This is a genomic window from Chitinophaga lutea (assembly GCF_003813775.1).
In the GTDB taxonomy this organism is placed as follows: Bacteria; Bacteroidota; Bacteroidia; order Chitinophagales; family Chitinophagaceae; genus Chitinophaga; species Chitinophaga lutea.
Window position 1 is genome coordinate 859,194 of the sequence record NZ_RPDH01000003.1, and the last position, 13,711, is coordinate 872,904.

At 54.7% G+C, this 13,711-nt stretch carries 11 protein-coding genes; 8 read left to right on the forward strand and 3 right to left on the reverse strand.

The features are described from left to right. Positions 1-2: 2 nt before the first annotated feature. Positions 3-1,451 (reverse strand): TolC family protein, encoded by a 1,449-nt coding sequence (locus EGT74_RS26615; protein ID WP_123849645.1) that lies wholly within the window; start codon positions 1,449-1,451, stop codon positions 3-5. Then, positions 1,448-2,692, reverse strand: coding sequence for an efflux RND transporter periplasmic adaptor subunit (locus EGT74_RS26620; protein ID WP_123849646.1), 1,245 nt, complete (start codon positions 2,690-2,692; stop codon positions 1,448-1,450). The genes EGT74_RS26615 and EGT74_RS26620 overlap by 4 nt, the downstream gene beginning before the upstream one ends. A gap of 167 nt (positions 2,693-2,859) precedes the next feature. On the opposite strand from EGT74_RS26620, the gene EGT74_RS26625 reads away from it, so the two are divergent. The 7 genes from EGT74_RS26625 (at position 2,860) to EGT74_RS26655 (ending at position 11,726) form a co-directional block, all read left to right on the forward strand. Then, entirely contained in the window at positions 2,860-4,533 is a 1,674-nt protein-coding gene (locus EGT74_RS26625; protein WP_123849647.1) for a cellulase family glycosylhydrolase, read from the forward strand. A 71-nt stretch (positions 4,534-4,604) separates the two neighbouring features. Beyond that, on the forward strand, positions 4,605-4,802 hold the full coding sequence (locus EGT74_RS26630; protein WP_123849648.1) for a hypothetical protein: 198 nt from the start codon (positions 4,605-4,607) through the stop codon (positions 4,800-4,802). Between the two features lie 204 nt (positions 4,803-5,006). Beyond that, the gene (locus tag EGT74_RS26635; RefSeq protein WP_123849649.1) at positions 5,007-6,386 is read left to right on the forward strand and encodes a polysaccharide lyase 6 family protein; all 1,380 of its coding nucleotides are present in this window, start codon (positions 5,007-5,009) and stop codon (positions 6,384-6,386) included. Positions 6,387-6,859: 473 nt separating this feature from the next. Next, on the forward strand, positions 6,860-7,477 hold the full coding sequence (locus EGT74_RS26640) for a hypothetical protein (RefSeq protein ID WP_123849650.1): 618 nt from the start codon (positions 6,860-6,862) through the stop codon (positions 7,475-7,477). A 49-nt stretch (positions 7,478-7,526) separates the two neighbouring features. Continuing rightward, positions 7,527-10,457 carry a sensor histidine kinase gene (locus EGT74_RS26645; RefSeq protein ID WP_123849651.1) on the forward strand — a complete coding sequence of 977 codons (2,931 nt, stop codon included), beginning with the start codon at positions 7,527-7,529 and terminating at the stop codon, positions 10,455-10,457. Positions 10,458-10,509: 52 nt separating this feature from the next. Beyond that, positions 10,510-11,139, forward strand: coding sequence for a response regulator transcription factor (locus tag EGT74_RS26650; protein ID WP_123849652.1), 630 nt, complete (start codon positions 10,510-10,512; stop codon positions 11,137-11,139). 128 nt (positions 11,140-11,267) lie between these two features. Beyond that, a complete protein-coding gene (locus EGT74_RS26655; protein ID WP_123849653.1) occupies positions 11,268-11,726 on the forward strand; it encodes a DUF5362 family protein in 459 nt (152 codons plus the stop codon). Positions 11,727-11,880: 154 nt separating this feature from the next. Here EGT74_RS26655 and EGT74_RS26660 read toward each other — a convergent pair whose 3' ends face one another. Next, complete coding sequence (locus EGT74_RS26660) at positions 11,881-12,447, reverse strand: RNA polymerase sigma factor (protein WP_123849654.1); 567 nt, start codon at positions 12,445-12,447, stop codon at positions 11,881-11,883. A gap of 129 nt (positions 12,448-12,576) precedes the next feature. On the opposite strand from EGT74_RS26660, the gene EGT74_RS26665 reads away from it, so the two are divergent. Then, entirely contained in the window at positions 12,577-13,635 is a 1,059-nt protein-coding gene (locus tag EGT74_RS26665; RefSeq protein ID WP_123849655.1) for a FecR family protein, read from the forward strand. Positions 13,636-13,711: the final 76 nt, after the last annotated feature.

Below are 13,711 nucleotides of genomic sequence, written 5' to 3' on the forward strand. Positions count from 1 at the left end.
ATTTATGGATAAATGATCTTTTGGTTCTTTTCAAAATCGTACAGGGAAATGCTGCGCAGTTCATAATAGGCTCCCCAGAAGTCGCGCAGCGCCAGCACGTAGTCGCGTTTCGCCTGGTCCTTTTCCTGGAAGGCGATGCTCAGGTCGGTGATGCTCAGGTTGCCCAGCACATAACGCTCCTGCGCGATCTGGTACTTTTCGGTGGCGATGCTGTCTGCCTCGGCGGTGAGTATCACCTGTCCCTTCATCATATCAAAAAGGGTCACCTGCGTGGTGATGGCATGCACGAAGTTGAGCTTGTCCTGTTCCACCATGTATTCCACCAGCTTCATATTCGCTTCCGCCGTTTTGGTCCTGGAGCGGGAACGGCCCCAGTCGAGAATGGGCACCGAAAACTCCAGCTGCAGGAGCTGTTGTTGCTGAGGGCTTTGGTAGATCTTGGGGACGGTAGCGGCACTGTTGGAAACGCCGAGGTTGGCGGTGAGGGTGGCATTCAATCCCGTATTTCCCCTGGCTTGCGCCACGTCGCGCCTGGCTTCCACCAGCCGCCGCACAAAGGCGATGGCATCGGCGTTATTGGCGTACGCTTCTTCCAGTACCTTGCCGGCCGACACCTGCATGTTGATTTCCGCAGGCGGCACATCCAGCGCAATTTTTCCGGCCTCCTGCAACCCTGTATAGGAGCGGAGGTTGAGCATGGCGATCTCCATGTCGCGGCGGGCCTTGCCGGCCGACTTCTCCGCTTTCAGATACTCCAGCTGCAACTGGAGAATTTCGTTGCGGGAGATTTTGCCCAGCGCATATTTTTCATCGGCAATGCGCTGGATCTGGCGGGTATTGGCAAGATTGGTCTCTGCGATCTGGTAGTTCACCTGCGCCAGCAGCAGGTCGAAGAAGTAGCCGCTGGCTGTAACGGCCACCACTTCGAGGTCTGCGATGTACTGCTGCCGGCTCTCGGCATATTTCAGGGGTGCTATTTTTTTATCCCACTTCAGGGTGTTGAACTGGAACAGCGGCTGCGAATACCCGATCGTGTAGGGCACGCCGTTATAGGACGTGTTTTTCCGGTCGAAATCATCGAACCGCTGCAGCTCCGTGGCGCCGTATATTTTTCCGCCGGTGGCGGTGATGCCCTGGCTGAAAGACAGGTTCAGCGAGGAGTTGTTATTGTGCACGGGTTTGAATTCCACGGTACCGTTGGGCTGGCGCACGCTTTCGAACGTTTTGCGGTAGCCGGGTAAAATGCCGTTGAGCGCCAGCTGCGGCTGGTAGTTGGAGCGATAGGTACGCCACTCCCAGTATCTGGTTTCCTTTACGGTAGCCGCCTGTTTGGAGGCGATGGAACCTGCTTTCGCCATGTCCACCACCTGCCGGAGGCCCAGCCGGAGTGTGTCCTGCCCGCTGGCGGAGCAGCCGATGATGATGCATATGCCGGTCAGTGCTGTTCTCATTGTATATCGATTTCCCTGGCGTGTTTGTATTCGGTCATATCGGACGTGATCACCACCTCGCCGGCCCGCACATTGTCTTTCAGTTCCACGTAATCAAAATTGCTCATGCCGGTATGCACGCGGCGGCGGTAGGCCTTGCCGTTGCTCACCACAAAAATGTCCTGCGTACCGCTGCCCTTGAAGGCGGGCCCGTTGCTGACCCGCAGCACATTGCCGGCGGTGGCGGTAACGAGGAACACATCCGTTTTCATTTTGGGCCGCAGGGCTTTGTGGTTGCGCTCCCTGAGCGTGATGTCGAAAGTGGCCACGCCGTTCTGCACGGCGGGGTGAATGGTGGCGATGGTGCCGCGGATGTCTTCGTTGTTCACCCGCACCAGCACGGGCATGCCGCTGTACAGCCGGCTGAGATAGGTGTCTGAAATGCTGCCGGTCACTTTGAAGCTGCGGAGGTCGGCAATCCGGGCGAGTTCTTCTCCTTCCCGGATGGCCGCGCCGATGTTGCGGTTCACCCAGGTCACCACACCGCCGCGGGTAGCTATGATGCTGGCCTGTTCCAGCTTGCGGAGCAGGGTTTGCAGTTCCTGCCGCTGGATGGCGATGGCGATCTCGGATTCCCGTATTTCCACCTGCATGGTTTGTTGTTTGCTCCTGACCTCGTTGTCCAGTTGCTCCTTTTCCAAGCCCGCCACCTTCAGTTCCATTTCGGCCTGCTCCACGTCCTCGCGGGTGCCGCCGCCGGCTTTGAAGAGGCGGCGCGCGTTTTCCACATCGGCCCGCAGGCTGTTGATGCGAAGCTGTTTGATGCTGTTGTTCGATTGCAGGTCGAAATAACTTTTGCCGAGCTCGAGCTTCAGTTTGCGGAGATTGTTCAGTTTGGACTCCAGCTGGAATTTGCCTTTTTCGTATTCCGTTTGCGCGGCCGTTTTGTCGAGCTGAAGGATGGACTGCCCGCTGGCCACCGCGTTGCCGGCATCGAGGTGCACTTCGCGGATGGAGGCGTTGATAGGGCTGGTGATCACTTCTTCGAATTCCGGCAGTATCTCGCCGGTGGCGCTGATGGTATTGTCGACATCTCCCTTTTCCACCACGGCGGTGGTAAAGGATGATGCCTTGAGGGATGGTTTAACGGCATAGCGGAAGATCAGAAAGCCGGCTATCAGCACAACCGCACAGGCGGCCGCAATGAGGAGGCGCTTTCTTCTGGCGCGATTCAGTTCGGCGGGGGAAATCTCTTTGTCCATGTGCCATAGTGTTTCAATCGGGGTGCCAAACTCATCTGCTTCGTTTACAGCAACTTGCGGAGGTCGATAAGAAAAAAACTGTCCGGTTCCGGACAAACTTTCCGGTTATGGGAAAGGAAACGGAATTTGTTTATTTTGGAAGCCTTAAAATTCCATGTTCTCAGTATATGAAAACGATCTTGTCCCTTGCAGCCGCCATGCTGGTGTTTTTATCTTCCCATGCCCAGGGTTTCCTCAGGACCGCCGGCACGCGCATCGTCAATGAAAAAGGAGACAACGTACTGCTGCGGGGCGTAGGCCTCGGCGGCTGGATGCTGCAGGAAGGGTATATGCTGAAAGTGTACCGCCAGGGCCAACAGCATAAAATCCGTGCCCGTATGGAGGAACTGATCGGGAAAGAGAGAACAGATGAATTTTACGAGGCCTGGCTCGCCAATCATACCACCCGCGCAGATATCGATGCCATGAAAGCCTGGGGCTTCAACTCTGTGCGCCTGCCGATGCATTACCGCCTCTATGAAACGGAAAAAGGTTTTACGATTACGGACAGCCTGCTGGCCTGGTGTAAAGCCAACCGGATGTACCTCATCCTGGATTTGCACGCCGCCCCCGGCGGGCAGGGCAACGATCTCAACATCGCCGACCGCGACGGCAGCCAGCCCTCGCTCTGGGAAAATGAAGCCCATCAGCAAGCCACGGTTGCCTTCTGGCGCAAGGTGGCGGCGCGTTATAAGGACGAGCCCTGGATTGCGGCTTATGATATCATCAACGAACCGAACTTCGGGTTCGAAGATCCGGTGAACGACAAAAACGGCATCAAAGAAACGAAAAACGAACCCCTGCGCCGGTTGATGATGGAGATCACCAAAGCCATCCGCGAAACCGATCAGCGGCATATCGTGATCATTGAAGGCAATGGCTGGGGCAATAATTACAATGGGGTATTGCCGCCGTGGGACAGCAACATGGTGCTCAGCTTTCACAAATACTGGAACTACAACAACGAGCAGGCGATCAGTTACATGATCCGCTACCGCGACCAGTACAATGTTCCCATATGGGTCGGTGAGACCGGGGAAAATTCCAACGTTTGGTTCACCAATGCCATCCGTTTGCTGGAGTCGCACAACATTGGCTGGGCCTGGTGGCCGTTGAAAAAGATCGGCGTCAGCAACCCGCTGGAAATCCCTTCCAATCCCGATTACCAGCAGGTGCTCGCATACTGGAACGAAAAGAGCGCGCCGAAACCTTCCGCAGAAACTGCTTACCGGGGCGTAATGGCGCTGGCCCGGGCCACGAACTTCCGCAATAACGTGGTGCACCGCGATGTGCTGGATGCCATGCTGCGTCAGCCTTCCGACCCGGGTACGCTTCCGTTCAAACCGAATCTCATTGCACCGGGCGCAGCCATCCGTGCGGTGGATTACGACCTCGGGAGCAATGGTTATGCGTATTATGATACGGACACGGCCAACTACCGCGTGTCCGATCCCAAACATACCGGCGGCAACCGGGGCGGCGCGTACCGTAACGACGGCGTTGATATCAGAAGCGACGATGGTCTTTTCATAACGGATATTGAAAACGGTGAATGGCTGCAATACACGCTCAACGTGCGTAAACAGGGAAAATACACCATCCGGCTGGAGGTGGCGGCAGATAGCCTGCCCGGGAAAGTCAGCGTTGAAACGAACGGCGCGGTAAAAGCGGCAACGGTGCCGGTGGGGCAGTGGCAGTGGGTGGAAGTGAAAGAGGTGCCGCTGAAAAGAGGCGTACAAAAACTTCGCGTAAAGGCAGTCTCCGGAGGGTATAAATTCCGCGAAATCAGGTTTGAAAACTGATAAAATATCAGTAATTCCGATACTTTATCAGATCGGAATTTTCACGAAGTATTTACTGTAAATTTATTTTAATGAGCTACGAAATCAGCGATTCCTGCGTTCGCCAGTCAGGGATCTGCCATGAAGGATCTGTATGTGGAAAGGTCGCCTTTTTTAAGCGGGAGGCGGCTGCTAAAACAGCCGGATGCTGCCATAAAAGAAAAGAAAAAACCATCCAGATTCAATGCTTTCCTGGATGGTCTTGCCAAGCTGGTGAGTTTGGCCAATAAGCTGAAGGCGCTATGGGATTTATTCTTCTAGACCTTCGCCCGGGTGTTCGTAGCATCCGGGCTTCACTTTCTAAGGTACAACTTTTTCCCGGAATTTCCCCGTTTGAAAACCAACAGTCCCTGCGAAAAAAATATCACCTGTCTCCCCGGAAATCTGCTAATATTGTAACCGCGCAAACGTTTGCGTGATAACACGATTCCCGTATGAAACATTCTTTCTTCGTGCTGGCCATTGCGATGCTGGCCTCATTACAGCTCCGCGCGCATGATATTACCGTCCGTTCGCTGGCGGAACTGCAAACCGCCATCGGCAAAGCGGCGCCGGGCGATGTGATCTTACTGGCCAATGGGGTGTACACCGCAGCGGCGGATATTGTGATCGACAGGCAGGGCACAAAAGCGAAGCCCATTACCATTGCGGCACAAACGGTGAACGGCGCCGAGATCAACGGCAGCGGCGGTTTCAGTATCATAAAACCGGCCGCGCATATCGTCATCAAAGGATTCAGGTTCACCCATAAAGCCGGCCGCGCCAAAACCGCGCCGGGCACCACTTTTTGCCGCTGGACGCGCAACGTGTTCGAAACGCCGGGTGATGGGGAAAATCTCTACATCGCCGGCAGCGATCACGAAATAGATTATAACACGTTCCAGCATAAGAACGCCATGGGCCGTTTCCTCGCTATCCGCGGAGAAAACGCGCAGATCGCCGAGCGGCTGTGGATACACCACAACTACTTCTTCGACCAGCAGCCGCAGAAAGGAAACGGAATAGAAACCCTGCAATTCGGCCTCAGCGGCTTCAGCATGTCGTCGAGCAACAGCATCGTGGAATACAACCTTTTTGAACAATGCGCGGGCGAAAACGAGATGATATCCGTCAAAGCTTCTGCCGTGGTGCTGCGTTACAATACCATCCGCAACTGCCCGGCGCAGTTTACGCTCCGCCATGGCAACCGCTGCGAGGTGTACGGCAACTATTTCGTGAACACACCGGGCATCCGCATCTTCGGCGACGATCATCTTATTCACAGCAACTATTTCGAAAACTGCAAACCGGCCATCAACATAGGGAACGGCGACGGCGAAGTGGCGGACGGAGCCAAACTCACCTGCCACGACCGGCCCGACAGGGTGTTGATCGCCTTCAATACGCTGGTGAACAATCCGCAGAATATCCTCCAGGGCGGCCGCAATAACGGGATGGGAGCCACCGCCATCACCCTGGCGCATAACATCGTGCAGAACAGTGAGGCGCCGGCAGCGGAACTCGCCGGCCCGAACAAGGATATTGTCTGGACGGCCAACCTGTTGCATAAAGTCGATAAAAACGGGGACATGCCCGCATCCGGCTATACTTCCACAGATCCAAAACTCGCCAAAGACAATACCGGCACCTTTCACCTGCAGGCGGGCAGCCCGGCCAAAGGCTCTGTAAAAACAGCCTATCCCGCCATCAAAACGGACATGGATGGCCAGCCCCGCAAAGCGCCGCTGGATGCCGGTGCCGATCAGCTCTCCTCCGCGAAAAGAACCGCACAAATCCTGGACCCCGCCCTGGTGGGCCAGGCCGCCGGGCGGTAAAGCAATACCGGGCCCACCGGTAACAGCCTGTATATGTTTGCATTTATCGGCCCTTTTACATGCCGCAACTGTACCTGCTGGCTGGGTCTAGTCCTGCTATAGGTTTACACCGGTGATCATAAATCCTGATATAGGTTTGCATCATTCAAAATAATTCCTGGTTTGGCTTTACACGGACCAATCGTGTTATAAAGGAAAAGCTTTACAGGGTGAAGCCAAAAAATACAGGATTTGGTTTACAGTCCTGTCGCGTGATACAGATAAAACCTTACAGGGCCGTCAATAACACCAGCCGGGCTTTACACCTGCAAGATGCGCTGGTCTTGTTATAGGTTTACACCCTTGGTTGAGAATCCTGTTATCGCTTGCCCTGTTTGGTTTGGTGTCCTGAGAAAAAAAACACCTACCTTTGTACAAATAATTTAAAAATATTATATATTTATGTTCTATAAAAGCATGGTTTCGCCCTGATTATGCCAGAACAATATATTCAAACACGGTTCGAATCGATCTGCGGAGAGCACGATACCTGGATTGTCGCATACGATTCCGCGGCTTTCGGTGTGCCCCTGTATTTTGTCTGGTACACCGACAACAAGGGGGGAGATAAGCTGCTCACTTTCAACAACCACGAAATATTCGCCGTAACGGCCCTGGAAGAACTCGCAGGCCGCGTCCGGGAACATCTGCCCGAATTGCAGGCGCCGCCGAAATTGCAGCGCTGGCTGGACGCCGTGGGAGACCTGCAGCCGGAGACCTGTAATACCTACAGCGTAGACCGCATCGCCCGGCAGATCCGCAGCAAAAAACTCAGCCTCGATGCCCTCGACGGACTATCCAATTTTATCGATCTCTTCGGCGACTACGCCAATTCCCTGCACGATACCGCCCACCTCGCCGCTTTCCGTGAAAACCGCATCATAGAATCGCTGATCGGGTATTATTACCAGCATATTTTCTGGCCCCGCCTCAACGATCAGGAACAATTCCCCCGGTATAAACGCCCGCCCCTGGAAATCGACCACAGTGAGCTGCTGCGCGTGTTCACAGGCATGAAGGAAAAAATGGAAGCGGTTATCCGTATATTGTAACACTGCCTGACTATATTTACAAGCAGGTTATGCAAGAATTACCGGACGAATGAAATTATCCAGGCTCGTTTGTTTCTTATGTTGTTTGCCCGTACTGCTCACCGCGGGCGACGGTTACCGTTTCCGTTATATCGATCTGCCGGAGATCATGCGCGACGCTACCATCAACACCACCGCGGTAGACCGCGCCGGCATGCTTTGGTTCAGCTCCGGCAACGGCCTGCACCGTTACGACGGGAACCAGCTGCTGACCTTTCACCAGGTCAGTAAACCCGCCATCGGCAGCAACTTCATCAATGTTTTGTTCGCAGATTCGAAAGACCGCCTGTGGATAGGCGCCAACAACGGGGTGACCTGTTTCGACCTTCGCAGCTGGAAAACAGCCGTCGTTCCGCTGGCTAACGGCGGCACCGCCAACATCACGCGGATCTGCGAAAGCCGCGACGGCGGCATTTACCTGGCTTCCAATGAAGGCCGCTTTTTCCGTTACGGCAACAACCGGCTGGAACTGCTGGCGGACCTTGGGAAAGCCTTTCCCTTCAACCCGACGCGGGCAGCGGTCAATTTCCTCCAGGAAACGGAGCCCGGGGTGTTCTGGGTGCACAGCGACCACAAACTGCTGCGCATCGATTCGAAAGGGCAGGTGTACGATCCCGGGCTGGGATTCGACGTCAGTGGGCCTGTGTATTTTTACGGCCCGCAACAGGTGATTTTCCAGGATCCCGCAAAAAACATGGTGGAGTATAACCTCCGTACCCGCGAACGCAAAAAGTTACCCGTTCCTTTCAACGATACCGCGAACCTGAACAAACGGATGCTGCTCTTCCCCATGCCCGGCGGTGAAATCGGCATTTTTATCAACAAGCGCGGGTTGTTCAGCTACAATCCTTTTACCAGGGAATCCGGCGAAAGGATGAAAGGCGTGGATGTGAATTTTTCGACGCTGCGGGCGGGCGACATCCAGACGGCAGGCAACAAGATCTATATCTGTTTCAGTAAAAACATCGCGGAATTGCAGCGGGTGCAAACCCCTTTTACCAGCCTGCTCATCAACCCCGTATCGGAGTCCGCGCCCAACAGCGTGCGCAGCATGTTGCGCCATCCCAACGGCCTGCTGTATACCGGCACCTATAGCAACGGGTTTATCAGCTTCGATGAAACCACCGGCGAAAAAAAGATACTCGGCCCTCACTTCGTTTATGCCAGCCTGTTATGGGACAACAACAGGATATTGCTGGCCACGGAAGGATTGGGCCTGCAATGGTATTACGTTAAGGAAAACAGGTTTGAAGCCATCCGGGGAGACACGCTGCATACGCCGCGGGAAGACAGGATGCGCGATTTATTTCTGATCAGCCTCTGCCGGGAGAGCGACTCGCTGGTGTGGGTGGGAGGATATAACGGCGTATTCCGGATGAACCCTTTCACCGGCGCCACGGCGTACATCCGCGACGTGAGCGGCTGGGAAGAATTGCGACGTGCGAAGGTATATCATATCCTGCGGGTGGATCAGCAACTGTATTTCTCTACCGGCAACGGTTTGTATGCTTATCATCCCGGGAAAAAACAATTGCGGCGGCTGATCGAAGAGCCGCTGTATGTCACGCAGCATGTGGGGAAGGAGCTATGGGCCGCCACCAACGGCAAGGGCATCCTTGTGCTGGATGAGAACGGCCGGTTGAAAACCACGCTGAACACACAAAGCGGCCTGGCGGGCAACTCCGTGTATTGCCTCGTGCAATATGGGCAAAAAGCGGTGGCCGGCACCAACCAGGGGCTCAGCATCGTAGATATAACCAACCGTACGGCGAAAAATTTCACACGCCTGCAAAACCTGCCGTCGAACGAATTCAACCACTCTGCGGCGCATGTGAGCGGCGGCAGGGTGTACCTCGGTACTATCAACGGTCTCACCACGTTTACGATGGCTGATCTGGCCGCCTTTACGCAGCGCGATCATCCCGTTCCCATGCACCTGACCAGTTTCAGCACGGTCAGCCGCAGCGGGCCGCAACACGATTATTCCCTGCCTTATCATACGGAAGACCGGCTGGTGGTGCCCGCCGGTGTGCAGTATTTCTCCCTGCGTTTCGGCGGGGTGGATGCCGCGGCCGACCAGGTGTATTATTACCGCACCCGCGAAAAAGCCCCCTGGCTGGAAATCGGCCGGCAACGGGAGCTCAGCTTTGCCGGCATGGCGCCGGGCAAATACATGGTGCAGTTGGCGGCGAAGCTTAACAGCGGCAACGACTTCACCACACTGCTAACGGTGCCGCTGGTGGTACGGCCCAACTGGTATGAAACGGTCTGGTTCAAAGTTGCCGTCATACTGGCGCTGCTGCTGGGTGCATGGCTGCTATTCCGTTACCGCATGCAGCAGTTGCTCCGCGAACAACGCCTCCGCACTAAAATCGCAGGCGACCTGCACGATGAAGTGGGCAGCTCGCTGACGCGAATTTATTTCCAGGCCGACCATCTCAGCATGCGGCACAGCGACAAAACGGCGCTCCGGAAAATCGCGGATTCCAGCAAACACGCCCTCAGCACCATGAGCGACATGGTATGGTCCATCGACGCGCGGTTCGATACGGCGGAAGACCTGGTGGCGCGCATGCGTGATTACCTCAGCAACCTGCAGAACGATCTCGATATCAAATGCACTTTTGAATTGCAGGGCGAATACGCCGGCCGCCGGCTGAGCCAGGCGGTACGGCAGAACTTCTTCCTGATATTCAAGGAAGCCATCAGCAACGCGGCCCGCTACAGTAGCGAGCCCTGCTTGAAGGTGGAACTGGCTTTCGATAAAAGCGTGCGCATGCGCGTCACGAACGGCTGCCTCGGTGAGAACGGCAAGATGAAACATTACCAGGGCGGCCGCGGCATCGAACAGATGCAGGCCCGCGCGGCACGCATGAAAGGCAGCCTCACCGCCCGCAGGGAAGGAGAACAATTCGTACTGCACCTGCAGGTGCCGGCATAGTCCCCCCAACAGGGGATATATTTTTTAACCCGAACAGTCCATATTTGCAAGCATGATCAACCTGGGTTTGATAGAAGACGACAACGATATCCGGAACACGCTCATGGAGTTCTTTAACGACCAGGCGGGTTTCAGTTGCATCGTAGCCGCTCCCAGCGTGGAACGGTTCATGGAGCAGTGGCCTGCGGGCGTGCAGCTCGACCTGGTATTGTCGGACATCGGCCTGCCCGGCCTTTCCGGTATCAAGGGCGTGCCGCTGATCAAAAAAAGAGCGCCCCGCTGCCAGGTGATGATGCTCACCGTATACGAAGAACCGGAGAAAATATTCCAAGCCCTCTGCGCCGGCGCCACTGGTTACCTGCACAAACAGACACCGCTGTTAAAGATCAAGGAGGCTGTGATCACGTTGATGGAAGGCGGCTCGCCGATGTCGCCGGGCATTGCCCGTAAGGTGGTGGCGTATTTTAACCCGCGCAGCGCGGATAATCTGGTGGAAAAGCTGACCCCGCGCGAGTCGCAGACATTACAGGCCATCGAAGAAGGGCTCACCAACAAGGAAGTGGCTATCCGCCTCAACATCTCCCTCGAAACCGTCAAAACGCACATTAAAAACATTTATCAGAAACTGGAGGTAAACAACCGCCATGCCCTGATCACTGGAAAATATAAAAACGGAAGCTAAACGCATTTGTATCCTATCCCTAATTGTGGGGCTGTTCTTTCCAGGACAGCCCTTTTTTTGCCCGGTTTTGGGCGCTTCGTATACAAGGTATTATAAAAAAGAATAATTTAGTTTCAAATCAATCAATCATGGAAACTAACAACTTATTGGACCTTCAAATCGACCCCGAATCGGGCAGTCTTTTATCGGAAGCGGCAAAATGGGGAAAATTCCTGGCCATCGTCGGTTTTGTCGGCTGCGGGTTTATGCTCCTGGGCGGCCTGATGCTGGCTGCGATGTCGTCTACCATCAGCAGCCAGATGGAGGCGATGGGTGGGACCGGTGCCGCGACATTCTACAGCAGCGGCATGGGAACGGCGCTGTACATCGGCATGGCCGTACTTTACCTGTTCCCCTGTTTATACCTGTACAGGTTTGCAGGCCGCATGCAGGAAGCCTTGCGCTCCACCGATCAGGGTGTGCTCAACAGTTCTTTCGCCAACCTGAAATCCATGTTCAAATTCATGGGCATCCTGACGATCATTATCATCGCATTCTCCATACTGGCGTTCATATTCGCAATAGTAGCGGCAACCACCCTGGCGTAAAATTTCAGGATGATGCAGCGAAAACTCCCGCACACACGGTGATGCGAAACATGGACGCAGCGTCATGCATACAGTTGCCGATCAATCATAATCTTTAAGAAATAAGTTGCAGTGCCGGCGTATCAGCCGGCATTGTTGCTGGTAAGCGTAAACTTCAGGCTTTTTTCGTCAAGGGCATTTCCAGCCTGAAACTAACGGCCATGGTGAGTTTGCGGATGGCTATGGCCAGCTGGTTTTCCACGGTTTTTACGGAGAGGTTGAGAATGGCGGCCACTTCCTTATACCGCAGGCCGTACTGTTTAACGAGCACGAATACTTCGCGGCATTTCGGCGGCAGTTCGCCGATGGCTTCTTCCATTTTTCCCATCATTTCTGCGGTGATCAGCAGCTGCTCCGGGTCTGGGGAGAGTTGCATCATTTCTTCCTTGTCGCCAAGCGGCAGGCTGGGAGCGGCGGAGAGTCTGCGGCTGTGATCTACCACGCGGTTGCGCGCGGATACAAAAAGGTATACTTCCGGGTTGCGGATGTTGCCCAGCTCATGTCTTTTCTGCCAGCACTGTACAAATACATCGTGCGTAATTTCTTCGGCTATCTCCCTGTTTTTGATGAGTGAACAGGTAAACCGGAACAGCGTTACGAAAAAATGATCATAGAACTCCCTGAAGGCATGCTGATCGTTTTCAGAAGTCATTTTTTTGAACAAAGCTGCGAGGTCTGTCATACAAGCCGCAATTTATCATACGTAGATTACGCTAAAGTTAACAAAATACCGATATAAAAAAATATTTGGGACGCTTTGGGGGATTTTTGGACCAGCCCTCGTCCTTCTGATGTAAACGGACTCATTTTAATGAACGAACAGCACGAAAAGATATATACCCTGATGTCCAGGAAGCTGGCGGAAGAGGCAAGTGCGGAGGAACTGGAAGAACTGGACGCCCTGTTGGCCGAACACCCTGAATTACAATACGCCTTCAGTATGGTCACGGAATTGTCGCCCCTGCCCAAACCCACCGACCCGCCGACGGCGGACGAACTGGAGCGGAAAAACAGGGGCGCCGCGCGCATCCAGCGGCTCTTTGATGAAGAGGCGGCCGCCGTACCGGTGCGCCGTCTGAAACCCCGCTGGCCCTGGATGGCCGCCGCTTCGGTGGTATTACTGGCGGGTGTGGCCGCCGTTTGGGCCCTGCGCGGGAAAAACAGCCTGGAGCAGGTAGTGGTGGAAACCCGCTTCGGCCCGAAGCAACAGGAAGTACAGCTGCCCGACGGTACGACCGTGACGCTCAACGCGGGGAGCAAGCTGGTGTACGATGAGGCCGCTCTCGCGAGCGGCAAAAGGGAAGTGCGCCTGGAAGGGGAAGGTTTCTTTAAAGTGAAAGCGGACGAACAACATCCTTTTATCATTAAAACGGGCAAGGTAGACGTACGGGTGCTCGGCACCACCTTCAACCTGAAAGCCTACCCGGAAGACAACCGTGTGGAAACATTCCTGATCAGCGGCAGGGTGGAAGTAGCCTATGAGGAAAACGGGCGCAAAACCCGGATGCAGCTCAGGCCCAGCGAACGTTTCATCGTCAGCCTGCCTGCCGTGGAAATCAGGGGGAACACGCCACCGCCGCCGCCGGTATTGAAAAGCGCCGCGCCGGATGAAATGCGCGCCGCCGTTATGGAGCCCGGCTGGCTCACCGGCCGCCTCGAACTGGAAAATGTCACCTTCGAACAGCTCGTGAATGAGCTGGAACGCTGGTACGACGTAAAAATCACCATTAAAAACGAACAACTCAAAGCCGAGATCTTTACCGGCACCTTCGATTCAAAATCGCTCCCGGAAGTACTGGAAGCACTGCAGTATACCCTGCAGTTCAAATACAGCATTGATGAAAACAGAAAAACAGTTGAACTCTGGTAATTATTCACGTCTTTAAATCGCTGCCTATGTAACGAATTTGCCACACTACGCACTGCGGCCAAAAAAAGGGAAGTGC

Excerpts from the sequence above, each read along its gene's own strand:
- EGT74_RS26650 (WP_123849652.1), top strand. The coding sequence starts at position 10,510 with ATGATCAACCTGGGTTTGATAGAAGACGACAACGATATCCGGAACACG.
- EGT74_RS26655 (WP_123849653.1), top strand. The coding sequence starts at position 11,268 with ATGGAAACTAACAACTTATTGGACCTTCAAATCGACCCCGAATCGGGC.
- EGT74_RS26635 (WP_123849649.1), top strand. The coding sequence starts at position 5,007 with ATGAAACATTCTTTCTTCGTGCTGGCCATTGCGATGCTGGCCTCATTA.
- EGT74_RS26615 (WP_123849645.1), bottom strand. The coding sequence starts at position 1,451 with ATGAGAACAGCACTGACCGGCATATGCATCATCATCGGCTGCTCCGCC.
- EGT74_RS26660 (WP_123849654.1), bottom strand. The coding sequence starts at position 12,447 with ATGACAGACCTCGCAGCTTTGTTCAAAAAAATGACTTCTGAAAACGAT.
- EGT74_RS26625 (WP_123849647.1), top strand. The coding sequence starts at position 2,860 with ATGAAAACGATCTTGTCCCTTGCAGCCGCCATGCTGGTGTTTTTATCT.
- EGT74_RS26620 (WP_123849646.1), bottom strand. The coding sequence starts at position 2,692 with ATGGACAAAGAGATTTCCCCCGCCGAACTGAATCGCGCCAGAAGAAAG.
- EGT74_RS26630 (WP_123849648.1), top strand. The coding sequence starts at position 4,605 with ATGAGCTACGAAATCAGCGATTCCTGCGTTCGCCAGTCAGGGATCTGC.
- EGT74_RS26665 (WP_123849655.1), top strand. The coding sequence starts at position 12,577 with ATGAACGAACAGCACGAAAAGATATATACCCTGATGTCCAGGAAGCTG.
- EGT74_RS26645 (WP_123849651.1), top strand. The coding sequence starts at position 7,527 with ATGAAATTATCCAGGCTCGTTTGTTTCTTATGTTGTTTGCCCGTACTG.
- EGT74_RS26640 (WP_123849650.1), top strand. The coding sequence starts at position 6,860 with ATGCCAGAACAATATATTCAAACACGGTTCGAATCGATCTGCGGAGAG.